Source organism: Streptomyces griseocarneus, assembly GCF_014655595.1.
Lineage (GTDB): Bacteria > Actinomycetota > Actinomycetes > Streptomycetales > Streptomycetaceae > Streptomyces > Streptomyces griseocarneus.
This window is the reverse complement of sequence record NZ_BNBL01000009.1, coordinates 53,736-77,439: the sequence shown is the minus strand read 5'-3', so window position 1 is coordinate 77,439 and position 23,704 is coordinate 53,736. Positions and strand designations below refer to the sequence as shown.

The 23,704-nt window shown below is 75.0% G+C and carries 20 protein-coding genes; 9 read left to right on the top strand and 11 right to left on the bottom strand.

Annotated features, from left to right (window positions below):
- Positions 1-75: 75 nt before the first annotated feature.
- On the bottom strand, positions 76-1,308 hold the full coding sequence (locus tag IE295_RS22400) for a S8 family peptidase (protein WP_190065517.1): 1,233 nt from the start codon (positions 1,306-1,308) through the stop codon (positions 76-78).
- Positions 1,309-1,463: 155 nt separating this feature from the next.
- Here IE295_RS22400 and dapD point away from each other — a divergent pair, with 155 nt between their 5' ends.
- The 3 genes from dapD to IE295_RS22385 all read left to right on the top strand — a co-directional run bounded on the left by dapD (position 1,464) and on the right by IE295_RS22385 (position 3,475).
- The gene (gene dapD / locus IE295_RS22395) at positions 1,464-2,459 is read left to right on the top strand and encodes a 2,3,4,5-tetrahydropyridine-2,6-dicarboxylate N-succinyltransferase (protein ID WP_190065516.1); all 996 of its coding nucleotides are present in this window, start codon (positions 1,464-1,466) and stop codon (positions 2,457-2,459) included.
- 186 nt (positions 2,460-2,645) lie between these two features.
- Positions 2,646-2,804, top strand: a complete 159-nt coding sequence (locus IE295_RS22390) for a hypothetical protein (protein WP_190065515.1) — start codon at positions 2,646-2,648, stop codon at positions 2,802-2,804.
- The gene (locus IE295_RS22385) at positions 2,801-3,475 is read left to right on the top strand and encodes a hypothetical protein (protein ID WP_190065514.1); all 675 of its coding nucleotides are present in this window, start codon (positions 2,801-2,803) and stop codon (positions 3,473-3,475) included. Before IE295_RS22390 ends, IE295_RS22385 begins: the two co-directional genes overlap by 4 nt.
- Here IE295_RS22385 and dapA read toward each other — a convergent pair.
- Together dapA and IE295_RS22375 are read right to left on the bottom strand one after the other, a co-directional pair.
- Entirely contained in the window at positions 3,454-4,344 is an 891-nt protein-coding gene (gene dapA / locus IE295_RS22380; protein ID WP_190065513.1) for a 4-hydroxy-tetrahydrodipicolinate synthase, read from the bottom strand. The genes IE295_RS22385 and dapA overlap by 22 nt on opposite strands.
- A 110-nt stretch (positions 4,345-4,454) precedes the next feature.
- Positions 4,455-6,302: a DUF8508 domain-containing protein gene (locus IE295_RS22375; RefSeq protein ID WP_190065717.1), complete on the bottom strand. Its 1,848-nt coding sequence runs from the start codon at positions 6,300-6,302 to the stop codon at positions 4,455-4,457.
- 292 nt (positions 6,303-6,594) lie between these two features.
- On the opposite strand from IE295_RS22375, the gene IE295_RS22370 reads away from it, so the two are divergent.
- The 3 genes from IE295_RS22370 to IE295_RS22360 all read left to right on the top strand — a co-directional run bounded on the left by IE295_RS22370 (position 6,595) and on the right by IE295_RS22360 (position 10,858).
- The gene (locus tag IE295_RS22370) at positions 6,595-8,124 is read left to right on the top strand and encodes a hypothetical protein (RefSeq protein WP_190065512.1); all 1,530 of its coding nucleotides are present in this window, start codon (positions 6,595-6,597) and stop codon (positions 8,122-8,124) included.
- A gap of 217 nt (positions 8,125-8,341) precedes the next feature.
- A complete protein-coding gene (locus tag IE295_RS22365; protein WP_190065716.1) occupies positions 8,342-9,793 on the top strand; it encodes an alkaline phosphatase PhoX in 1,452 nt (483 codons plus the stop codon).
- Between the two features lie 24 nt (positions 9,794-9,817).
- Positions 9,818-10,858, top strand: coding sequence for an MsnO8 family LLM class oxidoreductase (locus IE295_RS22360; RefSeq protein ID WP_190065511.1), 1,041 nt, complete (start codon positions 9,818-9,820; stop codon positions 10,856-10,858).
- 54 nt (positions 10,859-10,912) lie between these two features.
- Here the strand turns inward: IE295_RS22360 and IE295_RS22355 are convergent, their stop codons facing one another.
- On the bottom strand, positions 10,913-12,115 hold the full coding sequence (locus tag IE295_RS22355; protein ID WP_190065715.1) for a TerD family protein: 1,203 nt from the start codon (positions 12,113-12,115) through the stop codon (positions 10,913-10,915).
- 140 nt (positions 12,116-12,255) lie between these two features.
- Between IE295_RS22355 and IE295_RS22350 the strand changes: the two genes are divergently transcribed.
- A complete protein-coding gene (locus tag IE295_RS22350; protein ID WP_190065510.1) occupies positions 12,256-13,395 on the top strand; it encodes a serine hydrolase domain-containing protein in 1,140 nt (379 codons plus the stop codon).
- Positions 13,396-13,444: 49 nt separating this feature from the next.
- Here the strand turns inward: IE295_RS22350 and IE295_RS22345 are convergent, their stop codons facing one another.
- Positions 13,445-14,095, bottom strand: a complete 651-nt coding sequence (locus tag IE295_RS22345; protein WP_190065713.1) for a response regulator transcription factor — start codon at positions 14,093-14,095, stop codon at positions 13,445-13,447.
- A gap of 5 nt (positions 14,096-14,100) precedes the next feature.
- A complete protein-coding gene (locus tag IE295_RS22340; protein ID WP_224322858.1) occupies positions 14,101-15,372 on the bottom strand; it encodes a sensor histidine kinase in 1,272 nt (423 codons plus the stop codon).
- A gap of 428 nt (positions 15,373-15,800) precedes the next feature.
- On the opposite strand from IE295_RS22340, the gene IE295_RS22335 reads away from it, so the two are divergent.
- Both IE295_RS22335 and IE295_RS22330 read left to right on the top strand, forming a co-directional pair.
- Entirely contained in the window at positions 15,801-16,937 is a 1,137-nt protein-coding gene (locus IE295_RS22335; RefSeq protein ID WP_224322857.1) for an amidohydrolase family protein, read from the top strand.
- A gap of 247 nt (positions 16,938-17,184) precedes the next feature.
- Positions 17,185-18,099, top strand: coding sequence for an SCO1860 family LAETG-anchored protein (locus tag IE295_RS22330; RefSeq protein ID WP_190065711.1), 915 nt, complete (start codon positions 17,185-17,187; stop codon positions 18,097-18,099).
- 14 nt (positions 18,100-18,113) lie between these two features.
- Here IE295_RS22330 and cobC read toward each other — a convergent pair whose 3' ends face one another.
- The 5 genes from cobC to IE295_RS22305 are packed head-to-tail and all read right to left on the bottom strand — an operon-like array spanning position 18,114 to position 23,670.
- Positions 18,114-19,166, bottom strand: coding sequence for an Rv2231c family histidinol phosphate aminotransferase CobC (gene cobC, locus IE295_RS22325; protein WP_190065509.1), 1,053 nt, complete (start codon positions 19,164-19,166; stop codon positions 18,114-18,116).
- Between the two features lie 34 nt (positions 19,167-19,200).
- Positions 19,201-19,578, bottom strand: a complete 378-nt coding sequence (locus tag IE295_RS22320) for a cobalamin biosynthesis protein (RefSeq protein WP_224322854.1) — start codon at positions 19,576-19,578, stop codon at positions 19,201-19,203.
- Positions 19,575-20,981, bottom strand: coding sequence for a cobyrinic acid a,c-diamide synthase CobB (locus IE295_RS22315; RefSeq protein WP_372478771.1), 1,407 nt, complete (start codon positions 20,979-20,981; stop codon positions 19,575-19,577). The genes IE295_RS22320 and IE295_RS22315 overlap by 4 nt, the downstream gene beginning before the upstream one ends.
- Positions 20,975-21,583: a cob(I)yrinic acid a,c-diamide adenosyltransferase gene (gene cobO, locus IE295_RS22310; RefSeq protein ID WP_190065507.1), complete on the bottom strand. Its 609-nt coding sequence runs from the start codon at positions 21,581-21,583 to the stop codon at positions 20,975-20,977. The genes IE295_RS22315 and cobO overlap by 7 nt, the downstream gene beginning before the upstream one ends.
- Positions 21,583-23,670 carry a putative cobaltochelatase gene (locus tag IE295_RS22305; RefSeq protein WP_190065506.1) on the bottom strand — a complete coding sequence of 696 codons (2,088 nt, stop codon included), beginning with the start codon at positions 23,668-23,670 and terminating at the stop codon, positions 21,583-21,585. The genes cobO and IE295_RS22305 overlap by 1 nt, the downstream gene beginning before the upstream one ends.
- Positions 23,671-23,704: the final 34 nt, after the last annotated feature.

The window sequence follows — 23,704 nt, the reverse complement described above, 5'->3', positions numbered from 1 at the left end:
CGTCGGCTTCCCTCGGGCTGGGCGGACTGCGGGCGTGGTCCCCTCACCGTACGCCGGGGCCGGGCGCGGCCCGTGTCAGAGGCCTCCCGTGTACAGCAGGCGGTTGGGGGTGCCGGGCTTGAGGTCCGTCACCGCGTTCTTCGTCGCCTGCCCGATCAGCCAGTCGGCCACCTGGGCGGGTGCGGCCGAGGGGTTGCGGGCCTTGTACAGGGCCGCGACCCCGGCGGCGAAGGGCGCCGCCTGCGACGTACCGCTCTTCGTCGTCGTGCCGCCGCCCATCCTGGTGGAGACGATGTCCGCGCCGGGGGCGAGGACGCGCACGCAGGGTCCGTAGCTGCTGAAGTCGGTCATCTGGTCCGACTGGTTCGTCGCCCCGACCGCGAGGGCCGCCACCGCCCCCGAGGGGGAGTGGTCGCAGGCGTTGTCGTTCTCGTTGCCCGCCGCGACGACGGGCAGGGCGCCCCGGGCGGCCACCCCTGCGGTGGCGGTGTCCACGGCCCGCGAGGCGGGGCCGACGATCGAGGCGTTGACGACCGAGGCCGGCGGGGCGGTCCTGGCGACGTAGTCGAAAGCCGCGACGAACCGGGCGATGGTGGTGCGGCCGTCGCAGTTGAGCACGCGCACGCTGACCAGCGTCACCCTGCGCGCCACGCCGTAGGACCCGCTGCCGATCACGCCCGCCACATGGGTGCCGTGACCGCTGCCGGTGCGGCAGTCGCTGCCGTCGCCGCCCACGGTGACCAGGTCGATGCCGCTGCGGGCCCGGCCGCCGAAGTCCGGGTGGGAGTAGTCGATGCCGGTGTCGATCACATAGACGGTGACGCCCTCGCCGGTGGAGGCGACGGAGTACTGGTGGTCGAGCGGCGGATTGTGCTGGTCGATGCGGTCCAGGCCGTACGAGTCCGTGGCGGCCCGGGGCGGCCGGGGGGCGGCGGGCGCGGCGGCGGCCCCGGCCGGGCCGTCGGCCTGGTTGAGGACCGAGTCCTGCTCGACGGCCTCGACGTCGGGGGCGCTGCGCACGGCCAGCAGCTGCTCCGGGGTGAGCGTGGCGGCGAAGCCGGTGAAGGCGTGGGTGTAGACGTAGTCGGGGTTCACGCCCAGCCGGCTGCTGAGGATGCGCGGTGCGGCGCCCTTGCGGAGGGTGACGATGTAGTGGTCGGGCACGGGAACGCCCCAGATGGTGCGCAGCGGGGCGAGGCGCGGCGTGGTGCGTTCGGGGTCGGGGTCGGCCGAGGCGGCCGGGGTGACGGCCAGGGGCAGCAGGGACAGCAGCAGGGCCGCCGGCAGGGCGAGCCGGGCCATTCTCATGCGGGTTCCGTGTCTCACGCGGGTTCCGTTCCGGGCGGTGGTGGATGATCAACGTCCCAGTCAATGGATATGTCGACTTATCCGTGGCCGCGAACCGGGCTGGGCCATCCGCGCCGGTTCGCCTTGAGCGGCCTGGTCCGGTTAGGTTTTCGGGCATGACCGATGCTGTTGCCCCCGCTTCCCGTACCTCCGGCGCCGTCGCCGCCGGCCTCGCCACGATCACCGTGGACGGCACCGTCCTCGACACCTGGTTCCCGGCCCCCCAGCTGGCCGACGCGCCCGGCCCGGCCGGCACCGAGGTGCTGACCGCCGACCTCGCCGCCGAGCTGCTCGGCGAGGCCGCCGTCCAGGCCGTCGGCCCGGACCCGCGCCGGGGCGTGAACGTCGTCGCCGTCCGCACGGTCATCGCCTCCCTCGAGGACAAGCCCCTCGACGCGCACGACGCCTACCTGCGCCTCCACCTGCTCTCCAGCCGCCTGGTGAAGCCGCACGGCCAGAACCTCGACGGCATCTTCGGCCTGCTCGCCAACGTCGCCTGGACCTCGCTGGGCCCCGTCGCCGTCGACCAGGTCGAGACGGTGCGCCTGAAGGCCCGTGCCGAGGGCCTGCACCTGCAGGTCACCAGCATCGACAAGTTCCCGCGCATGACCGACTACGTCGCCCCCTCCGGCGTCCGCATCGCCGACGCCGACCGCGTCCGCCTGGGCGCCCACCTCGGCTCCGGCACCACCGTCATGCACGAGGGCTTCGTCAACTTCAACGCCGGCACGCTCGGCACCTCCATGGTCGAGGGCCGCATCAGCGCGGGCGTCGTCGTCGGCGACGGCACCGACATCGGCGGCGGCGCCTCCACCATGGGCACCCTCTCCGGCGGCGGCAAGCAGATCATCTCCATCGGCGAGCGCTGCCTGCTGGGCGCCGAGTCCGGCATCGGCATCGCGCTCGGCGACGAGTGCGTCGTCGAGGCGGGCCTGTACATCACCGCCGGCACCCGCGTCACGCTGCCGGACGGCGAGGTCGTCAAGGCCCTGGAGCTCTCCGGCGCCGACAACATCCTCTTCCGCCGCAACTCCACCACCGGCTCCGTCGAGGCCCTCCCCTACAAGAGCACCTGGGGCGGCCTCAACGAGGTCCTGCACAGCCACAACTGAGCATCCGCGCCGAGTGCCCTTCCGGCCCGCCCCGTCCCGGGCGGCCCGGAAGGGCGCCGGGCGCCGGGCGCCGGACCCCAACGCCCGCGTCCGGCGTACGTCTTGGCCCGGACGCTCTGGTGATCTCGGGACAAACTGCGCCACCATGAGGACCGTGCAGCGGAACCGACCGTCACGGGAGGCGTCATGAGGCTCGGCAAACCACTGGCCGTCGGCATCGCCGAGGAAACGCCGGCGTCCGACGAGACGCCCGCCCCGGGCGCCCACGAGGCGGCGGAGCCGGCCGCGGGACGCGCGCAGGACGCCGACCGGGCCCCCGCCGAGGCCCCGGCCGCCGCGCTATGAGGCTGCGGCTCCCCCGGGAACACCCCGCGACGCCGCCCACCGGCTACAAGATCGCCTACCCGGTGCTCTCCCACGACGGCACCCGGGCCGGCTTCACCGGCGTCTCGCTCGGCGGCGGCAGCCCCTACGGCGTGCTCGCCGACGCGCGCTGCGTCTACGGCCGCCGGCACGCCGCCCCCGCCCGCCGCTGCGACTGCGGCTTCCACTGCCTCCACTCGCTCACCGAGACCCTCGGCCTGACCTGCGTCGGCGCGCACCGCCGCGCCGTGGTGCTCGAGGTGTCCGTGCTCGGCTCCTACATCCGCTACGAGCGCGGCATGCGCTACGCCCGCCAGCGGGTGCGCGCCGTGCGCGTCGGCCCCTGCGGCTGCGGCCGGGCCGCCACGCGCTTCGCGGACGCCGGCTGGGGACGGCCCGGATGGCGGGCCGTGGCCGCCGACTGCGGGGGCTGCGCCCTGGGGCACGCGGGATGGACGTTCGGGGAGTTCGGGGAGCTGGCCGGCGGGGAGCTGACCATCACCGCGCAGGAGGGGACCGGGGGCCGGGAGCCGGACGCCTCGGCCGTCACCGAGCTGATGGCGGAGGCCGCCCTGCTGCAGGCCCGGCTCGACTGGTTCCAGGGCCGGCTGGCGAAGGTGGCCGGGCAGGGTTACCGCGACAGCGAGTTGTAGGCGTCGAGCAGTGCCGCGGTCCGCTGGGCGTCGGCCGGGCGCAGTGGCGCCCGTACCGGCCCGCCGGGCAGGCCGAGCGCGCCCAGCAGCGCCTTGGCGGTGACCGTGCCCGGCAGGCCGGCGGCCATCATCAGCTCGGTCAGCGGCAGGACGCGCTGGTGGTGGGCGGTCGCCTCGGCGGTCGCGCCGCGGTCGTAGGCGTCGAGGGCGGCGGCCAGCAGCGGCCCCGCGACGTTGGCGACGGTGCTGACGTAGCCCGTGGCGCCCACCGCGCGCAGCGGGAGGTTGAGCTCCTCGCAGCCGGAGTAGTAGGCGAGGCCGGTCCGGGCGATCACCTTCGAGCTGCCCAGCAGGTCGTACGAGCAGTCCTTGACGCCCGCGATGCGCGGGTGCTCGGCCAGCCGCAGCATGGTCTCCGGCTCGATCCTGGTGCCGGTGCGGCCCGGGATGTCGTACAGCATCACCGGCAGCCCGACCGCGTCGGCGACGGTGCGGAAGTGCTCGGCGACGTCCTCCTGGGGAGGCCTGCTGTAGTAGGGGGTCACCACCAGCACGCCGTGCGCGCCGGCCTTCTCGGCCGCCCGGGCCAGCTCCGCCGTGTGCCGGGTGTCGGCCGAGCCCACGCCCGCCGTGATCCGCGCGCGGTCGCCGACCGCCTCGGCCACGGCCCGGATCAGCGCGCTCTTCTCCGCGTCGGAGGTCGTCGGCGACTCGCCCGTGGTGCCGCTGAGGACGAGTCCGTCGCAGCCGCCCTCGCCGACGAGCCGGTCGGCGAGGCGCTGGGCGCCGTCGAGGTCGAGCTCCCCCTCCGCGGTGAAGGGGGTGACCATCGCGCAGACGGTACGGCCGAAGGGGCGCAGGGGCGGCATGGGACGTCACTCTCTTCCGGCGGTGCGGGCTACTGCTTCTCCACCGGATTCTGGGCCCCTTCGACCGTACAGGTCTATTTAATTGTTCTCCTGGGAACCGCTAAGTGTTGCTACGGCTTCCAGCGCAGCACCTGCGGGTCGTGGTCGCTGGCCTGGTCCGCGAACTCGGCGTTGACGTGCACGATGTCGTAGTCGACGCGGCCCAGGTGGCGGCTGGTCAGGATGTGGTCCAGGACCTGCGAGTTGCCCTGGAAGACATAGCCGTAGCGCTCCTTCTTCGGGAGCGTGTCGACCAGGTCGTTCAGGACGCCGCCCGCGGTGAGCGTCTTGAGCGCGGGCGAGAACTGGTAGTCGTTGAGGTCGCCGGCGACGATCACGTTCGCGCCCCGGTCGGCGGCCAGCAGCTCCTTGACGAAGGCGTTGACGGCCTTCGCCTGCTGGGTGCGCTGGGTCTCCGAGGTGCGGGCCGGGGGCTGGAAGCGGCCGTCGACGGCCTGGTCGCCGCCCTTGGAGTTGAAGTGGTTGGCGACGACGAAGACGTCCTTGCCCCGGAAGGAGAACTGCCCCGCCAGCGGCTTGCGGCTGTTCGCCCAGGCGGCGTTCGCCGGGTCGATCCGGCCGGGGGAGGCGCTCAGCGCGGCCTTGCCGCCCTCGCGGGTGACCTTCACCGCCGTGGTGGAGTCGCCGCCCGGGATGTCCTTGAAGGACACGCGCGCGGGGTTGAAGAGGAAGGCGGTACGGATGTTGCCGCCCGGCTGGCCGCCGTCCTGGCCGTCGACCGGGTTGATCTGCCGCCACTCGTACGCCGGGCCGCCCGCCGCCGCGATCGCGTCCGTGAGCTTCTTCAGCGTCAGGCCGGCGTCGACCACGCCGCCGTTGGTGGTGCCGTCGTCGTCCTGCACCTCCTCCAGGGCCACGATGTCGGGCGAGGAGAGGTTGGTCACCAGCGCGGCCGCCAGGCGGTCGAACTTCGCCTGCGGGGTCTTGGGGGAGAGGTTCTCCACGTTGTACGTGGCGACGGCCAGCTCGTCGCTCTTCTGCTTGCGCGTGGTCTCGCGCGCGAGCTTGTGGTCGGTGAGCGAGCCCAGCGCGGTGGCCTGGATGGTGTAGCCGCCGAAGTTGTTGTAGTCCAGCGGGCCGGCGGTGCTGCCGGTCAGCTCGTCGCCGACGTTCGCGACGGGGAAGGGACGCTGCGCGTAGGGGATCAGCGAGGCGACCTTCACCCGGCCCGCGTTGGGGTCGGCGTACGAGCCGTAGAGCGTGCCGCCGCGGCCGGTGCGGTTGTGGCGGGGCTCGGCGGTGACCCACAGCTCCTTGTGCTCGTTCGTCGCGCCGACGACGGGGGCGTCGCGGACCTCGACCCGCATGCCCTCCAGGGACTCGTACCGGTCCAGCGCGTAACGGGCGGGCTTCAGCGGGAGCTTCTCGATGGAGCCGCCGCGGGCGTCGGGCGCGTAGCGGTCGGGCACGAGGGACGGGCGCAGCCGGACGGGGGCGGGCAGGAAGTTGCCCGAGGACTTCACCGTCACGGTGGGCTTGCCGATCTGGGTGACCGACTGCAGGCCGGCGGCCTCGCCGCCGGGGTAGTACTCGCTGACCGTGCCCGAGACCAGCACGGCGTCGCCGACGGCGACGGGGGGCGGGGTCTGGCCGGTGAAGACGAAGACCGCCTCGCTGGTCGCGTCGTCGCGGTCGGCGGCGGTGTCCTGGAACCAGAAGCCGCGGGCCGAGCCGAAGTTCCGCACGGCCGTGACGACGCCCGGCACGTCCTGCACCTGCCGGCCGGCGAGCGGGGATATGCGCGTGGTGCCCTGGATGTCGTGGATCCGTATGCCGGAGCCGGGGGCCGCGCTCGCGGACTGGGCGGGGACGAGCAGTCCGGCCGCGAGGGCGCCGGCGACCAGGGAGCCGACGGTCGCCGCGCGGCGGTGCGTGCGCGTGGGACGGCGGTTGGGCAGCACAAAATCCTCCGAAGGGGAGTGATGAGGGGGGTTGACCAGGAATCGCTGATCATGTGTGGTGCTGGGTGATTACAAACCGTTGCGGAGGCAACACGCAATCTACGCGCGTCAATGTCCGGTGCGGGCGGGGCAGTTGTCAAGAGGTCGCGGGCATTCCGCTTTGCTGGGTCCGACGCCGGGCCCATGAACCGGGCGGCACGGGACGAAACCCGTCTACGCTGGAGCCTCGCGCGCCCCGATCACCGACGCAACCCGGGCGCGGCCGAACCGACGAGGAGATGCCCCCCTGATGTCCGGAGACCGCCCGACCATGCCGCCGGTGCGGCTCCCCTCCGACGCGGAGCTCGCGCGGGACGCGCTCAGCGCGCCGCTGTTCGCGCGCGCCGCGAAGCTCGCCCGCTGGGCGGGCGAGGGCACCCCGGTCGGCGCGGGCGGCGAACTGCTCGCCGGTCAGCTCCGGGCCGCGACCGCGCTGCTCGGCCTGGAGGGCGAGGAGGACGGCACGACCCACACCGCCGAGGCCTGGCAGCTCGCGCTCGACACCGGGCTGGTGGAGTTCACGGAGGAGGAGCCGGAGCGGGCCGCCGGCGGCGAGGGCGAGGAGGCCGCCGAGGACGAGGACGAGCCCTCCGGCACCGCCCGCGTCGGCGAGGAGCTCGCCACGCTGACCTCCGGCAGCCCCCAGGACATCCTCGAGGTCTGGCTCGCCGGCCTGGAGACCGTCCTGGCCGACGCCGCCACGCCCGACCTCGGCGACCTCGTCGACCAGCTCGACGAGACCGGTGACATCGACCTCGACTCCATCGACTGGAACCCCGAGGAGGAGGCCGACTTCCTCGACGGCATCCTCGGCAACCTCTACCTCCTCACCGCCATCGACGACGGCGAGGCCGGCCGGTCCGTACCGCTGCCCGCGCTCGCCGCGTCCCTGATCGTCCCCGACGACATGGACGAGCCCACGGACGACGTCCTCGAAGAGGTCTCCGACGCGATGATGCGGCTCGACGACCAGTTCCGGCTGCTCGAGCCGACCGGCCTGGTGCGCTACCAGCCGGTCGACGAATCCCTCATCGAGGAGATCGACGGGGAGGGCCACATCCGCGAGTCCGTCGACGGCGTGGTCTCCGACGTCCCCGAGGAGGAGGACGTCAGCCGCTACGGCATGGTCGCCCTGACCCCCCTCGGCCTCTACGGCGTGCGGGCCCGCATGCTCGACGCCGGCATCGACGCGCCCGCCGTCGGCGACCTCGCCGAGGCCGACGCGAGCGCGCTGCTCGCCGCGCTGCCCGGCCACCCCGAGGGGCTGGTCCGCACCGAGACCGAGCTGTGGCTCGCCCGCCGCGCCCCGCTGGACGCGGCCCGTGAGCTCCTCGCCGCCGCGCGCGGCACGGACGAGGACTCCCCCCGGCGCCGCCTCGCCTGCCAGCAGACCCTCTCGCTCCTGGGCGCCGAGGCGGAGCCCGCGCTGCGCGAGGTCCTCGACGACCCCCAGCTCGGCGGCCTCGCCCGCGTCTGGCTCGCCGAGCGCGGCGCCGCCGACATTCCCGAGCCGGGCGAGGCGATGGTCTTCTGGCTGACCATCGACACGATCGCCGCCCAGCTCGCGGCGCGCGGCGACGACGCCGTGGCGGCCTCGGAGGAGCTGCGGGGCCTGGTCGTCGGCCTGGTGAGCGGCCACAGCGGCTTCTTCGACGCCGCCTGGCGGGTGGACCACCCCGCGACGGCGGAGGTCCTGGAGGCCATGGGGCGCCTGCACCCCGACAAGAAGACGGCGAAGGAAGCCCGCAAGGCCGCCTTCAAGGCGCGCTCGCGCCGCTGACGGCTCGCCGCACCCGGCCCCTGCGGGGTGTGGGCGCGGCCCCGGGGCGCCCGGCACCGGCCCCCCCGTCGCGGCCGCCCCCGGCCCGACGGGGCCGCAAGGCGGTCGTCGCGTTGGCGTCGGGGGGTGTTCATCGCGTGTTCCACGGGCAACGGGACCGTAGCGACGGCGTCCCGGGCGGTCCGGGGCCGTATCGCCCCTGGAGATGACGATGAGCATGGGCTTCAGCCGAAGAGAGTTCGCCAAGCGGTCCGCCCTCGCCGGGGCGGGCGTGGCCCTGACCGGCAGCGTGGGGGCGCTGGCGAGCGCGCCGGGCGCCCTCGCCGCCGAGCCGGACGCCGCGGGCCCGGACGCCGCCCGGCCCGGCCGGCTCGGGTACGGGCCGCTGCGGCCCGACCCGGCAGGCCTCCTCGCCCTGCCCGCCGGCTTCTCCTACCGCGTGGTGACGCGCACCGGCGTCACCAGGCTCGAGTCGGGGGAGTCCACGCCCTCCCACCACGACGGCACCGCCGCGTTCGAGGGGCCGCGCGGCCGGACCCTGCTGGTCAACAACCACGAGCTCAGGGGCCCCCGCTCGGGCTGGAAGCACCCCGTGCCGCTCGCCGAGGGGCTCGTCTACGACCCGGCCGCGGCCGGCGGCTGCACGGTCGTCGAGGTGGCCCGGCACGGCGAGCACGTGGCCGAGTGGGTCGGCATCGCCGGTACGTCCACCAACTGCGCGGGCGGCAGCACCCCGTGGGGGACCTGGCTGACCTGCGAGGAGACCGAGGACAAGGCCGGCCAGAACGGCATGACGAAGGACCACGGCTACGTCTTCGAGGTCGACCCCCACGACCGGCGGGCCAACCGCGCCCCCAAGCCGGTCAAGGCGCTGGGGCGTTACGCCCACGAGGCCGTCGTCGTCGACCCCGGCCGCGGCCACCTCTACCTCACCGAGGACGCCGCCGGCCCCAACGGGCTCTTCTACCGCTGGACGCCGCCGCACGGCTTCCGGCACGGACGCGGCCGGCTGCGGACCCTCGCCGCCGACGCCGGCGTGCTGCAGGCCTTCAAGTGCTTCGACTCCGGCGGCCGGTTCGTGGACGACCTGTCCCGGGCCACGCGCGTCGGCACGGTCTACGGCGTGGACTGGGTGGACGTGCCCGACCGCGACGCGCGGTCCGTCCCCGTGCGCAAGCAGTTCGCGGCCGGCGCGGTCACCCGGGCGCGCAAGCTCGAGGGCATGTGGTGGGGCGACGGCGGCGTCTACGTGGTGGCGTCCTTCGCCCGGGACGAGAGCCCGGTCCAGCACGACGGCCAGGTGTGGTTCTACGACCCGCGCCGCCGGACGCTGACGCTCAAGGTGCTGCTCGGCGTCAACAAGGACCCGGGCCGCGACGGTGCCTTCGACGGCCCCGACAACATCACCGTCTCGCCGTACGGCGGCCTGGTGATCGCGGAGGACGGCGAGGGCGTCCAGCACCTGTTCGGCGCCGCCGACGACGGGCGCACGTACCCGGTCGCGCGGAACGAGCTCAACATAGGCACGCCGCAGAAGCCGGAGTTCAGCGAGTTCACCGGGGTGACGTTCTCGCCCGACGGGCGGACGCTGTTCGCCAACCTCCAGGAGCCCGGCATCATGCTTGCGATCACCGGGCCGTGGCGGCGGCAGGGGCGCCGGGAATCCTGACGTCCCGGTGATGTTGAAGAGGGGGTGACTCCTCTCCGGCTCTCCGTACTCGACCGCTCCCGCACCCGGTGGGGGCGGGATCCGGGCGAGGCCTTGCGCGGGACCGTGCGGTTCGCGCGGGAGGCCGAGGCGCTCGGCTACCACCGGTTCTGGGTGTCGGAGCACCACAGTGTGCCGGGGGTCGCCGGGTCGGCGCCGGCCGTGCTCGCGGCGGCGGTGGCCGCGGCGACCTCCCGCATCCGGGTCGGCACGGGCGGGGTGATGCTGCCCAACCACCGGCCGCTGGTGGTCGCCGAGCAGTTCGGGGTGCTGGAGTCGCTCTTCCCCGGCCGGATCGACATGGGGCTCGGGCGGTCGGTGGGGTTCACGGACGGCATCCGGCGGGCGCTGGGCACGGAGAAGGAGGCGATGGCCGGCTTCGGCGAGCAGCTGACGGAGCTCGCCGAGTGGTTCGGCGGGGGCCCGCCGCGCTTTCCCGGGGTGCACGCCTTCCCGGCCGAGGGGCTGCGGGTGCCGCTGTTCGTGCTGGCCAACGACGCGGGCGCCGAGGTCGCGGCCCGGGCGGGGGCCGCCCTGGTCATCGGGGGCGTGACGGGCGGCGAGGCGACGGTCGCCGCGATCGGGCGGTACCGCGCGGCCTTCACGCCCTCGGCGTGGCGGGACGAGCCGTACGTGGTCGTCGCGGGGAACGTCGCGGTGGCCGGGAGCCGGGAGGCCGCCCGGCGGCTGCTCGTCCCCGAGGCGTGGGCGCTGGCTCACTCGCGCACGCACGGCGCGTTCCCTCCGCTGCGGCCCGCCGAGGAGATCGAGGCCCTGGAGATGACGGACCGGGAGCGCACGCTCTACGAGGACGCGCTGCGCGGACACGTCCACGGGACCGAGGAGGACGTGGCCGCCGCCCTCGCCGCCCTGGTGCGACGGACCGCCGCCGACGAGGTGCTGGTCACCACCAGCTCGTACGACACCGCCGCACTGCTCGACTCCTACCGGAGGCTGGCCGGAGTACCGCTCCCCGGCGGCACGACCGGGACCTGCCCGACGCCGGCCCCCGGCCGCCGGCCATGACGAGCCGGCCCGGACCGTCGCGACGGTCCGGGCCCGCTCGGCGCGCGCCCCGCGCTACAGCGCCTGCGCGGCCGGCTTCACCAGGTCGCGGACCGTCTTGGCCTTGACGTAGTCGCCCATGGCCGTCATCTCCCACTCGCCGGAGAACTGGCGGATGAACTTGCACATCAGGACGCCCGTCTTCGGCTCGGACCCGGTCAGGTCGAAGCGGACGAGCTCCTCGCCGGTCTGGGCGTCGAGGAGGCGGCAGTAGGCCTTGGCGACCTCGGTGAACTTCTGGCCGTTGAACGAGCTGACCGTGAAGACCAGGCCCGTCACCTCCGGCGGCAGGCCGCCCATGTGGACGGTGATGGTCTCGTCGTCGCCCGAGCCGTCGCCGGTGAGGTTGTCGCCCGAGTGCTGGATGGCGCCGTTGAGGATCTGCAGGCGGCCGAAGTAACAGGCGTCGATCATGTTGCGGTCGGGGCCGTAGGCGATGACCGAGGCGTCCAGGTCGATGGCCCGGCTGTTCCAGGCGGGCTCCCAGCCCAGGCCCATCTTCACCGAACGGGTCAGCGGCTGTCCGCCCTTGACCAGGGAGACCGTCTCGTTTTTGCGGAGGCTCACCCGGCCCTTGTCGAGGTTGATCTTGCCGGGCGCGACGGGCGCGGGCGCCGCGGGCGCCGCGGGCGCTGCGGGTGCGTGCTGGGGCGCCGGGGGAGCGGTGACGGGCATGGGCGGGACGGCCGCCGGGGCCGCCACCGGCGGGGCCGCCGCCGGGGCCGGCTCCTCGACGCTCACGCCGAAGTCCGTGGCGATGCCCGCGAGGCCGTCGGCATACCCCTGGCCGACCGCCCGGACCTTCCACGCGCCGTTGCGGCGGTAGACCTCCACGACCAGCAGCGCCGTCTCCGCGCCCAGCCGGGGCGGGGTGAACGTGGCGAGCACCGAGCCGTCGTCGGCGTTGCGGACGGTCGCGGTCGGCTCGATGCCGGCGAAGGTGGCGCCCTGGGCGTCCGGGCTCGCCGTGACCACGATCTTCTCGATGGCGGCGGGGACGGCCGCGGTGTCGACGGTGATCGCGTCGGGCGTGGCGCCGGACGCGGCCCGGTGGGTCACGCCCGGGCCGCTGGGCTGGTTGTAGAAGACGAAGTCGTCGTCGGAGCGCACCTTGCCGTCGGCGGTGAGCAGCAGGCCCGAAACGTCGAGCCGCACCGGGGCGGTGACGTCCACCGTCACACGGGCGACGGAGAGGGGGATGTTCGAGCCGGGTGTCATAGCGGTCATGTCCCGGGTAACGAGTCATGGGGCTTTACGGTTCCATGACCCGGGGCCCGAATGGGGCGGGGAATATTCGAACGGCCGGGGCGGCTGGGGTGGGCACAGCTGCTTCCGATCTTGATTGTGGGGGGACATCAATGACTGTCGCGCAGGGCACCGTCGCCGAGGGGTTCGAGCCGGTGCGCGAGGCCTTCGAGGCCACGCTGGCGCAGGAGCGCGCCGGGCACTCCGCCCAGCTGGTCGCCTATGTCGGCGGACGACAGGTCGTGGACCTGTGGGGCGGACCGGAGATCACGGGGGACTCGCTCACCGGAGTGTTCTCCTCCACCAAGGGCGCCGCGCACCTGACCGTGGCGCTGCTGGTGCAGGACGGCACGCTGGAGCTGGACAAGGAGGTGCGTCACTACTGGCCCGAGTTCGGCGCCGCGGGCAAGGAGGACGTCACCCTTCGCGACCTGCTGGCGCACCGCGCTGGCGTGATCGGCGTCGACGGCGGCTTCACCGCCGAGGAGCTGGCCGACGACCGCGCCCTCGCCCGGCGGCTGGCCGCCCAGCGTCCCTTCTGGCGGCCGGGTGCCGCCTTCGGCTACCACGCCTTCGTCATCGGGGCCCTGACCGGCGAGATCGTCCGGCGCGCGACCGGCTCGAGCCTCCAGGAGGTCTACGAGACGCGGATCCGGGCACCGTACGGCATCGACTTCCACCTGGGCCTGCCCGAGGAGCACGAGCACCGGGTGCTCGACATCCAGCCCATGGACCCCACGCCCGAGCAGAAGCGCGCTCTGGCGGAGACGACGGGAGGCGCCCACAGCTGGCGGGGCATCGCCTTCAACCGCAACCACGTGGTGCCCACGGTCCTCGAGGCCCTGCCCAACTCCCGGGCCGTCCGCGCCGCCGGGCCCGCCTCGGTGGGCGGCGTGGCCTCCGCGCGCGGACTCGCGCGCATGTACGCGGCCGCCATCAGCGAGGTCGACGGCAAGGCGCCGCTGCTGACGCCCGCGACGGCGGCCGAGTTCGCCCAGCCGCACTCGAGCGGCCACGACCTGGTGCTGGGCGGGCAGAACGTCTTCGGGCTGGGCTTCGCCTCCTCGTCGGCCGACTACCCCTTCCTCGGCGCGCGGGCCTTCGGGCACAGCGGCGCGGCCGGCTCGCAGGCGCTCGCCGACCCCAGCACCGGCCTGGCCTACGGCTACAACCGGCGCCGCTTCGCCTTCCCCGGCGGCGCCGCTCCGGAGAACGCCGTGCTGATCAAGGCCGTGCACGACTGCATCGGCTGACGCCCGCGTCCGGCGACGTCTCCCTCCGCCCGGGCCGGCCGGGCCCGCGTCAGCGGAGGGAGACGAAGCCGCACTCGTAGGCGGCGATGACCGCCTGGGTGCGGTCGCGCACCCCCAGCTTGGCCAGCACCGCCGCCACGTGCGACTTGACCGTCGCCGGCCCCACGTCCATCCGTTCGGCGATCTCGGCGTTCGACAGCCCGGCCGTCATCAGCTCGAGCACCTCGCTCTCCCGCCCCGACAGCCGCTCGCGCAGCCTGCGCGCCGCGTCGTCGCTCCGCCGGACGGTGTGGGCGGCCGCCAGCGCCCGTACCGCCGAGGGGAAGAGCAGCGAGTCGCTGCGGGCCACCACCCGTACGGCCTGGACCAGTTCGTCGGCGCCCGCCCGCTTGAGGAGGAAGCCGGAGGCCCCGGCGCGCAGGGCGTCGTAGACGTAGCTGTCGTTCTCGAAGGTGGTGACGACGATGACGCGGGGCGGGGCGTCCATGGTGGCCAGGATGCGCTCGGTGGCCCGGATGCCGTCGACCTCGGGCATCCGCACGTCCATCAGCACGATGTCGGGGCGCGTCTCGCGCACCAGCGAGACGGCCTCCGCGCCGGTGGTGGCCTCGCCGACGACCTCCAGCCCCGGCTCCGCGCCCAGGATGGCCCGCAGGGCGGTGCGGACCAGGCGCTCGTCGTCGGCGAGGACGATGCGTATCGGCGTCACCGGGCGTCCCCCCGCAGGGGCAGGCGCACCGACAGCCGCCACACGCCGTCGCGTTCGCCCGAGGCGGCGCTGCCGCGCAGCAGCCGGGCGCGCTCGGCGATGCCGGTCAGTCCGCGGCCGCCGCCCGGGCGGCGGTGGGCGGCGGTGGGCCGCACGGGGTTCTCCAAGGTGACCTCCAGGTCGTCGTCGTCCAGGGTGATCCGCAGGGCCACGGGCACCGGGCCCGCGTGCCGCAGGGCGTTGCTGAGGCCTTCCTGCACGATCCGGTACGCCTCGCGGGAGACGACCGGCGGTATCTTCTCCAGGCCCCGGGGCGCGGCGCAGTCGACCGTGCCGCCCGCCGCGCGGGTGCGCTGCAGGAGGCCGTCCAGGCCGGCGAGGGTGGGGGCGGGCGCGGAGGAGGCGGGGCCGTCCTCGCGCAGCAGGCCGAGGACGGTGTCGAGCTCGCCGACCGCCTCGCGCGTGGTCTCCTCGATGGCGGCCAGGGCCTGCCGGGCGAACTCCGGGTCGCTCTCCAGGACCCTGCGCGCGGCGCTCGCCTGCAGGGACACCGCACTGAGCGCGTGCCCGACCGAGTCGTGCAGCTCCCGGGCCAGCCGGTTGCGCAGGGCCAGCCGCATGGCGTGCTGCTCGGCCTCGGCGAGGCGGTCGGCCGCCGTCGGCCCCAGCAGGACGGGGGCGCAGCGCGCCAGCAGGGTGCCGGCGGCCCAGGAGGTGCCGACGACCAGCGCCAGCAGCCCCAGCCCGGCCACCGGGGCCAGCGCCAGGCCGGGGCCCCGGAAGAAGAGGCCCCAGCCGGTGTCGCGGGCCCGGCCGGTGTCGCCCAGCAGCGGAAGGACGAGCAGGTACAGCGCGGCGGGCGGGGCGGCCAGCGACATCCCGCTGACGATCCCGCCGGCCAGCAGGTGCAGGACGTGCCAGGTCGCCGTGCGCCCCCGCGCCGCCCACGACCGGCTGGGGCGGGCGTCCAGCTCCTCCCTCGGCACCCCGCACAGGGCCCGCACCGCGCCGGCCGTCAGCGGCCGTACGAGCGGGTAGAGCCCCATCACGGCGGCGGGCGGGAGGGACAGCGCGAAGGTGGCGAACTGCCAGGCCACGGACGGGCGCAGGAAGAGGCCGACGGCGCCGGGGACGAACACCGACACCACGGTGCTCGTCAGCAGGTAATAGGGCATCAGCAGCGCGCCGCCGAGCAGCAGATGCACCCAGCGCAGCCGGGCCCGGTGGCCCAGCGTCGCGCCGGCCAGGCGGCGCAGCGCGGCCGTCACGGAGTACGGACCGCGGCGGCCTCGCGCCGGGCGCCGGCCGCGCGGGCGAACAGTCCGATGATCACTCGGACAGGGTAGGTGACGGCCCTCGCGGTCAGGGCCCCGCACCGCGCACGGTGCGGCGGGTGGGATGGTCGTCCCGGTTCCCGTGGAACCCTGACGGGATGATCTGCCGGGAAACGACCGTCTTCGGCATGATCTGATGTGAATCTTTCGTCAAGTTGCTCATAAGTCCAGAATTCCGCACCGGCCGTCCCGGCACGTCGGCCTGGACGGCAGACCGTATCGGTCGCCGGTCGGAGATTCTCCTCGTGCCCGCGCCCCATGCGGCGCGCCGGGTTGCCCTGCCCGGGACCCATCCGAGGATCGTCCTCAGGAAGGGTGACCGGGGCCCGTCCGGGGCGGCCGGGGGCTCGTACAGTGCGTGCATGGCCTCCATGAACGAGAGCGCGGCGGTGCGTGACCTGCGGGAGCCGCCGGTGCTGCACATCAAGGGACGGATATTGACCGGCGCGGACCCCCTCGACGGGGTGCGCGACGAGCTGTGGGTGGTGGGCGGGCGGATCACGTTCGACCGGCCGGCCGGGGCGCGCGACGTCACCACCGTCGAGGGCTGGGTGCTGCCCGGCCTGGTGGACGCGCACTGCCACGTCGGCCTCGACGCGCACGGCGCCGTCGACGAAGCGACCGCCGAGAAGCAGGCGCTGACGGAACGTCACGCCGGGGCGCTGCTGCTGCGCGACGCGGGCTCCCCCTCCGACACCCACTGGATCGACGACCGCGAGGACCTGCCCCGCATCATCCGCGCCGGCCGGCACATCGCCCGCACCCGCCGCTACATCCGCAACTACGCGCACGAGATCGAGCCCGAGGACCTGGTGGCGTACGTGGCGCGCGAGGCGCGGCGGGGCGACGGCTGGGTCAAGCTGGTGGGGGACTGGATCGACCGCGAGACCGGCGACCTGGGGGCCTGCTGGCCGCGCGGCGAGGTCGAGGCCGCCATCGCCGAGGCGCACCGGCTCGGCGCCCGCGTCACCGCCCACTGCTTCGCCGAGGAGACGCTGGCGCCCCTGGTGGAGGCGGGCATCGACTGCATCGAGCACGCCACCGGGCTGACCCAGGAGACGATCCCGCTCTTCGCCGAGCGCGGCGTGGCCATCGTGCCGACGCTGGTCAACATCGCCACCTTCCCCCGCCTCGCGGCCGGCGGCGAGGGCAAGTTCCCCCGCTGGGCGGACCACATGCGCCGGCTCCACGCGCGGCGGTACGAGACCGTGGGCGCCGCTTACGACGCCGGCATCCCGGTCTTCGTCGGCACGGACGCGGGCGGCTCGCTGCCCCACGGTCTGGTCGCCCAGGAGGTCGCGGAGCTGGTCAGGGCCGGCATCCCGGCGGCGGCCGCGCTGTCGGCGGCGACCTGGGGGGCGCGCGCCTGGCTGGGCCGGCCCGGGATCGAGGAGGGCGCGCCCGCGGACCTCGTGGTGTACGGGGCCGATCCGCGCGCCGACGTGCGCGTCCTGGGCGCGCCGCGCCGGGTGGTGCTCAGGGGACGCGTGGTGAGCTGAACCGGCCGGGAGCGGCCGGGGCGCGGGGGGCTACCGGCACCTGCCGTGCCCGGTGAATCGAATGCGTAGGCGAAACCCATTCTTTGGGGTGAACTGACGTGGGATCTCTGGGAGTTCACCCGTTCGGCGTCGAACATTGCGGGGTCGATGCCGTCGGCGCGCGATGTCCCCCATTGGCGCGCCGGCGGCTCCGTTCTCCCGTGGGGGTTCCACACACGTGTTCAGCACCACCAGCTCCTCCTTCGGCATGCCCGCACGCCGCTTCACGACGCTGGCCGCGACGGCCACCGCCACCGCACTCGCCCTCGGCGCCACCCCCGCCCACGCCACCGGCCCCGGCGCCGGCGAGGGCAAGGCCACCGCGACCGTCCTGCGCACCGGCCTCGACGTCTCCCTGCTCGGCGGCACCGCCCACGTCCCGGTCAATGCCGTCCTCAACGACGTCCGGGCGCCGGCGGACGCGCACAAGGCGGCCCTCGCCGTCACCCTCGACGGAGTCGAGGGCGGCAGGCCCGTCACCCTCCTGCGCGCCGAGGCCGCCACCTCCCGCGCCACCACCGACCGGCACACCGCCCAGGGCCGCGCCGAGCTCCTGCACGCCACGGTCCACGTCCCGGGCCTGCCGCTGCGCTCGCTGATCGAGGTCGAGAAGGTCACCGCCGAGGCCGTCTGCGCGGCGGGCCGCACCCCCACCGCCACCGCCAAGCTGCCCGGCAGCGTCTCCGTACTGGGGAAGAAGGTCACGATCGGCGCGAGCGGCACCACCAAGGTCACCGTGCCCGGCGTCGGCGAGGTGCGGCTGGAGCTGTCGAAGACCGCCACCACCTCCCGCACGGCCGCCGCGACCGCCCTCGGCCTCGACGTCGCCATCGACCCGCTGGCCCTCGGCGTGGCCAAGGTGCGGGGCACCGTGACCCTGGTACGGGCCGGCTGCGAGGCACCGGCCGCACCCACGACGGGCTCGCAGGACGCCACGACCGGCGGCACGGACATCAAGCCGCAGACCGCCGCGCGCGGCGAGGCCGAGCCCGCGGCGGCCGGCCTCGCCGAGACCGGCGGCAGCTCCACCACGCCCTACCTCGCGGGCGGCGCCGGGCTCCTCGTCGTCGCCGGCGGGGGAGCGCTCTACGCCGTGCGACGGCGCAGGTCCGCGCGCGGCTGAGGACGGCCGGGGCCTCAGGAGGCGGTCAACGCCTCCTCCAGGGCGGCGATGAAGCGGTCCGTCGTCGCCCGGTCCCGCACCGCGAGCCGCAGATAGTCCGGCCCCAGCCCCGGGAACGTGTCACCCCGGCGCACCGCGAAGCCCAGGCCGCGCAGCCGTGTCCGCACGGCCGCGGCCCTCGGCAGCCGGATCAGCACGAACGGCCCGGCCGCCGGCCCGTACACGGTCACCTCGGCGAACTCCGCCAGGCGCAGCTGCAGATGGGCCCGGTCGGCGGCGATCCGGTCCGCGGCCGCCGCGGCCTCGGCCAGCGCCGGGGCCGCGCTGCACGCCTCCGCCGCCGCCAGCGCCGGCGAGGACACCGGCCACAGCGGCTGGGCCCGCTCGAGCCGGGCGATCTTCCCGGGCGAGGCCAGCACGTACCCGACGCGCAGCCCCGCCAGCCCCCAGGTCTTGGTGAGGCTGCGCAGCACGATCAGCCCCGGCAGGTCCGTACGGGCCGCCAGCGACTCCCGCTCGCCCGGCACGGCGTCCATGAACGCCTCGTCCACGACCAGGATCCGCCCCGGCCGCGCGAGCCGCGCCAGCGCGCGGGCGGGGTGCAGCACCGACGTCGGATTGGTGGGGTTGCCCACGATCACCAGATCCGCGTCCCCCGGCACCGCCCGCGGATCGAAGCGGAACCCGTCCGCCGCGTCGAGCACCACCCGCTCCACCGTGTGCCCGGCATCCCGCAGCGCCGCCTCCGGCTCGGTGAACTGCGGATGCACCACCACCGGCCGCCGCACCGGCAGCGCCCGGGCCAGCAGCACGAACGCCTCGGCCGCCCCCGCCGTCAGCAACACCCGTTCCTCCGGCAGCCCGTGCCGCGCGGCCACCGCCCTCCGGGCCGCCCGGCCGTCCGGGTACGCGGCGAGCGCGCCGAGCGAGCCGGCTATGTGCTCGCGCAGCCACAGCGGGGGCGTACCCGCCCGCACGTTGACCGCGAGGTCCGTCAGTTCCGCGCCCATGCCGCGTACTTCGGCGTCTCCGTGGTGCCGCAGATCGGGCTCGGTCGTCTCGTGCATGCGATAGACGGTACTGAGGGCGCGCACGCGGCGTTCACGCGGGGCGGCGCGCGACGGCCGCGGTGACGTGCGCGGACTTCCGCTTCGGCACGGCCAGGACCGCCCCCGGGCCCGCCGCCAGCAGCGCGGCCGCCTCCGCCACACCGGGCGTGCCCAGCACCCTGCGGGCCGCCTCGGAAGGATGCGGGACCGGCTGCGCGGCCAGGACGCCCGGGGCGTAGGCGGTCAGCGGCACGCCGAGGCGCTCGGCCGCCGCCAGCAGCCCCGGCTCGGCGGAGCGGACGTCCACGGTCGCCAGGGCGGCGACCGTACCGCCGCCGGCCTCCGCCAGGGCGCGTCCCAGGAGGTCCAGCACCTCGTCGGCGGCCACGTCACGGCACGCGCCGACGCCGACGTAGAGCACGCCGCTCACCGCGCACCCGCCGCCGCGGCCACGAACCGGGCCGCCGCGCCGGGGGCTCCCGCCCAGTGGACGTGCAGGTACGAGGCGTGCACACCGCCCTGCGCGAAGCCCTCCACCCGGCGCGCGGGGTGGGTGATCCCCCACGCCGGGGCGTCCCCGGCGGCCGGCTCGATCACCGTGCGGTGGAATTCGTGCCCGCGGACGCGGGTGCCCGCCGCGGCCAGCGGATTGTCCGCGATCGCCACGGCCTCGCGATAACCGAGCGTCAGCCGCTCCGACATCCGCGCGTCCGCCGGCAGAACGCCGCACATCGGCCGGCCGTCCAGCGACCGGGCGAGATACAGCAGCCCGGCGCACTCGGCGGCGACCGGCGCCCCGGTCGCGGCGAGGGCGGCGACGGCGGCGCGCAGCGGTTCGTTGGCGGAGAGCTCGGGGGCGTACATCTCGGGGAAGCCGCCGCCGATGACGAGCCCCGAGGTGCCGGGGGGCAGCGCCTCGTCGCGGAGGGGGTCGAAGGTGACCACCTCGGCGCCGGCGGCGCGCAGCAGTTCGGCGTGCTCGGCGTACGAGAAGGTGAACGCGGCACCGCCGGCCACGGCGATGACGGGGGCGCCGTTCGGCTGCGGGCCGGTGGTCGGTTCGTGCCCACCCGTTCCGCCCTGCGGAACGCCTGCCCACGAACCGGGGGTCCACGGCTCGCCCGGCAGGGGCGGGGCGCTGCGGGCCATGGCCAGCAGGGCCTCGAGGTCGCAGCCCTCGCGGACCCTGGCGGCGAACGCCGCCACCGCGTCGACCGCCTCCGCCGCCCGCTCGGCGACCGGCACCAGGCCCAAGTGACGGGACGGCGTATGGATCTGCCCCGCCCGCCGCACGGCGCCCAGCACCGGCACCCCCGACTCCTCCAACGCCTCCCGCAGCAGCGCCTCGTGACGGTCCGAGCCGACCTTGTTGAGGATCACGCCCGCCACCCGGACCTCCGGATCCCAGGAGGCGAAGCCGTGGACCAGCGCCGCCACCGACCGCGACTGCGACGACGCGTCGACGACCAGCACCACCGGCGCCCGCAGCAGCTTCGCCACGTGCGCCGTCGACGCCAGCTCGCCCTGCCCGGCCGCCCCGTCGTACAGACCCATCACGCCCTCGACGACGGCGAGGTCACAGCCCGCGGCCCCGTGCAGGAACAGCGGGGCGATCCGCTCCGGGCCGCACATGAACGCGTCCAGGTTGCGGCCGGGCCGGCCCGTCGCGAGGGAGTGGTAGCCGGGATCGATGTAGTCCGGGCCGACCTTGTGCGGGGACACCGCGAGCCCCGCATCCGCGAAGGCCCGCATCAGGCCGGTGGCCACCGTGGTCTTGCCGCTGCCGGACGCCGGCGCGGCGATGACCAGGCGGGGGATGCGCGTACTCACCACTCGATGCCCCGCTGGCCCTTCTGGCCGGTGTCCATCGGGTGCTTGACCTTCGACATGTCCGTCACCAGGTCCGCGAAGTCGACCAGCTTCTCCGGGGCGTTGCGGCCGGTGATGACGACGTGCTGGGTGCCCGGACGGTCCCGCAGCACCTCGATCACCTCGTCCGTGTCGATCCAGCCCCAGTGCATCGGGTAGGCGAACTCGTCCAGCACGTAGAGCTTGTACCGCTCCGCCGCCAGGTCGCGCTTGACCTGCTCCCAGCCCTCGCGCGCCTTCTCCTCGTTGCTCGGCTCGCCCTCTTTGGCGTCCCGCTGGATCCAGGACCAGCCCTCGCCCATCTTGTGCCAGTCCACCGTGCCGCCCTCGCCCGAGGCGCCGAGGACGCGCAGCGCGTTCTCCTCGCCGACCTTCCACTTCGCGGACTTCACGAACTGGAACACCCCGATCGGCCAGCCCTGGTTCCAGGCCCGCAGCGCCAGGCCGAAGGCGGCCGTCGACTTGCCCTTGCCGATGCCGGTGTGGACGAAGACCAGCGGCCGGTTGCGGCGCTGGCGCGTGGTGAGCCCGTCGTCCGGTACGACGGTCGGCTGTCCCTTGGGCATTACGCGGCCCTCCTGGTGTCGGTGTTCCGTACGGTACGTACCAGCGCGGAGACGTTGTCCGCGCGCAATTCGTCGAGTGTCACGACCGGCCCGCCCAGCGCCCGGCCCAGCTCACCCGCGAGCCCCAGCCGCACCGGCCCCGCCTCGCAGTCCACGACGACCGACGCCGTGCCCTCGCCGGCCAGCAGCCCCGCCGCCCGCGCGGCCCGCGCCAGCGGCTCGGGACCACCCGTGGCCCGGCCGTCCGTCACCACCACCAGCAGCGGGCGGCGCGACGGGTCGCGCATCCGCTCCACGCGCAACACGTCGTGCGCCCGCAGCAACCCCGCGGCCAGCGGCGTACGACCACCGGTCGGCAGCTTCTCCAGCCGCGCCGCGCCCGCCTCCACCGACGACGTCGGCGGCAGCGCCACCTCCGCGCCGGCACCCCGGAAGGTGATCATGCCGATCTTGTCCCGGCGCTGGTACGCGTCCATCAGCAGCGACAGCACCGCGCCCTTGACGGCGCCCATCCGCTTGCGCGCCGCCATGGAACCGGAGGCGTCGACCACGAACAGCACCAGATTGCCCTCGCGCCCCTCGCGCACCGCCTCGCGCAGATCGTCACGCCGGACCACCAGTCCCGGCCCGCTGCGCCCGCGCGCCCGCTGGTGCGGGGCAGCGGCCTGCACGGTCGCCGCGAGGTGCAGCTTGCCGAGGGTGCCACCGCGGGGACGGCGCGCCCCCGTGGTGCGCCCGTGCGCGGTCAGGGCGCGCGAGCGGCGCCCGTCGGCGCCCTCACCCAGCCCCGGGACGTCGAACCTGCGGGTCCGGAAGGGGTCGGCCGCGGCGACGGCGGCGGCCTCGGGGGCCTCACCGCCGGTACCGGTCGCGGGAGTGCCCTCGGGCGCGCTCGCGCTCTCCTGCTGGGGGGCGGGCGCGTCGGAGTCCTGCCGCTGCTGCGGCACGTCGGGGGTGCCGTCGGGGCCCGGACCGTCCTGCGGGGGCTGCTTCCCGCCGCCGTCGGGGCCCTCGGGACCGCTGTCGTCCGGGCCCTCGGGCTCCGGGTCCGGGTCGGGCTCCGGCTCGGGTTCGTCGTCCTCGAACTGCCGCAGGATCTCGTCCAGCCTGTCCTCGTCCAGGCCCGGGGCGTCGAAGGGATTGCGCCGCCGCCGGTGCGGCAGCGACAGCAGCGCCGCCTGCCGTACGTCCGCCGTCGTCACGTCCGTACGCCCCGCCCACGCGGCCAGCGCGCTCGCGGTGCGCGCGGTGACGATGTCGGCGCGCATGCCGTCCACCTCGAACCCGGCGCACACGGCCGCGATCCGGCGCAGCGCGCCGTCACCGAGCCGTACGCCCGGCAGCAGCGCCCGCGCGGCGGCGATGCGCTCGCGCAGGGCCTCCTCCTCGGCGGCCCACTTGGCGGCGAACGCCGCCGGGTCCTCGTCGTAGGCCAGACGCCGGCGGACGACCTCGACGCGCTCGTCGGTCTCGCGGGAGGCCGCGACCTCGACGGTCAGCCCGAAGCGGTCCAGGAGCTGTGGGCGCAGCTCGCCCTCTTCGGGGTTCATGGTGCCGACGAGGAGGAAGCGGGACGCGTGACGGACGGAGACGCCTTCGCGTTCGACGTAGGAGGCTCCGGTCGCCGCCGCGTCGAGGAGGGCGTCCACGAGGTGGTCGCCCAGCAAATTCACCTCGTCGACGTAGAGCACGCCTCGGTGCGCGGCGGCCAGCAGGCCCGGCTCGAACGCCTTCACGCCTTCGGACAGCGCCCGCTCGATGTCGAGCGAGCCGACGAGGCGGTCCTCGGAGGCGCCGACCGGCAGCTCGACCATGCGGGCGGGACGGACCTCGGAAGCACCGCCCTCGTGCGGCCCGTCCGGGCAGGCGGGGTCGGGGGCCGCGGGGTCGCAGGAGAACCGGCAGCCGCCGACCGTCTCGACCTGAGGCAGCAGCGTGGACAGGGCCCTGACTGTCGTCGTCTTTGCCGTTCCCTTCTCACCCCGTACGAGCACACCGCCCACGGCGGGCGAGACGGCGTTCAGCAGCAGTGCCAGCCTCAGACTGTCCATGCCGACGATCGCGGCGAAGGGATAGGGGGTGCTCATGGGGTGGTCGCTCCTTCGAGTGGCATTCGGGTCG

Bases quoted from the DNA above. Each gene is read 5' to 3' on its own strand.
- IE295_RS22400 (WP_190065517.1), bottom strand. From the start codon at position 1,308: ATGAGAATGGCCCGGCTCGCCCTGCCGGCGGCCCTGCTGCTGTCCCTG.
- dapD (WP_190065516.1), top strand. From the start codon at position 1,464: ATGACCGATGCTGTTGCCCCCGCTTCCCGTACCTCCGGCGCCGTCGCC.
- IE295_RS22390 (WP_190065515.1), top strand. From the start codon at position 2,646: ATGAGGCTCGGCAAACCACTGGCCGTCGGCATCGCCGAGGAAACGCCG.
- IE295_RS22385 (WP_190065514.1), top strand. From the start codon at position 2,801: ATGAGGCTGCGGCTCCCCCGGGAACACCCCGCGACGCCGCCCACCGGC.
- dapA (WP_190065513.1), bottom strand. From the start codon at position 4,344: ATGCCGCCCCTGCGCCCCTTCGGCCGTACCGTCTGCGCGATGGTCACC.
- IE295_RS22370 (WP_190065512.1), top strand. From the start codon at position 6,595: ATGTCCGGAGACCGCCCGACCATGCCGCCGGTGCGGCTCCCCTCCGAC.
- IE295_RS22365 (WP_190065716.1), top strand. From the start codon at position 8,342: ATGGGCTTCAGCCGAAGAGAGTTCGCCAAGCGGTCCGCCCTCGCCGGG.
- IE295_RS22355 (WP_190065715.1), bottom strand. From the start codon at position 12,115: ATGACACCCGGCTCGAACATCCCCCTCTCCGTCGCCCGTGTGACGGTG.
- IE295_RS22350 (WP_190065510.1), top strand. From the start codon at position 12,256: ATGACTGTCGCGCAGGGCACCGTCGCCGAGGGGTTCGAGCCGGTGCGC.
- IE295_RS22335 (WP_224322857.1), top strand. From the start codon at position 15,801: ATGGCCTCCATGAACGAGAGCGCGGCGGTGCGTGACCTGCGGGAGCCG.
- IE295_RS22330 (WP_190065711.1), top strand. From the start codon at position 17,185: ATGCCCGCACGCCGCTTCACGACGCTGGCCGCGACGGCCACCGCCACC.
- cobC (WP_190065509.1), bottom strand. From the start codon at position 19,166: ATGCACGAGACGACCGAGCCCGATCTGCGGCACCACGGAGACGCCGAA.
- cobO (WP_190065507.1), bottom strand. From the start codon at position 21,583: ATGCCCAAGGGACAGCCGACCGTCGTACCGGACGACGGGCTCACCACG.
- IE295_RS22305 (WP_190065506.1), bottom strand. From the start codon at position 23,670: ATGAGCACCCCCTATCCCTTCGCCGCGATCGTCGGCATGGACAGTCTG.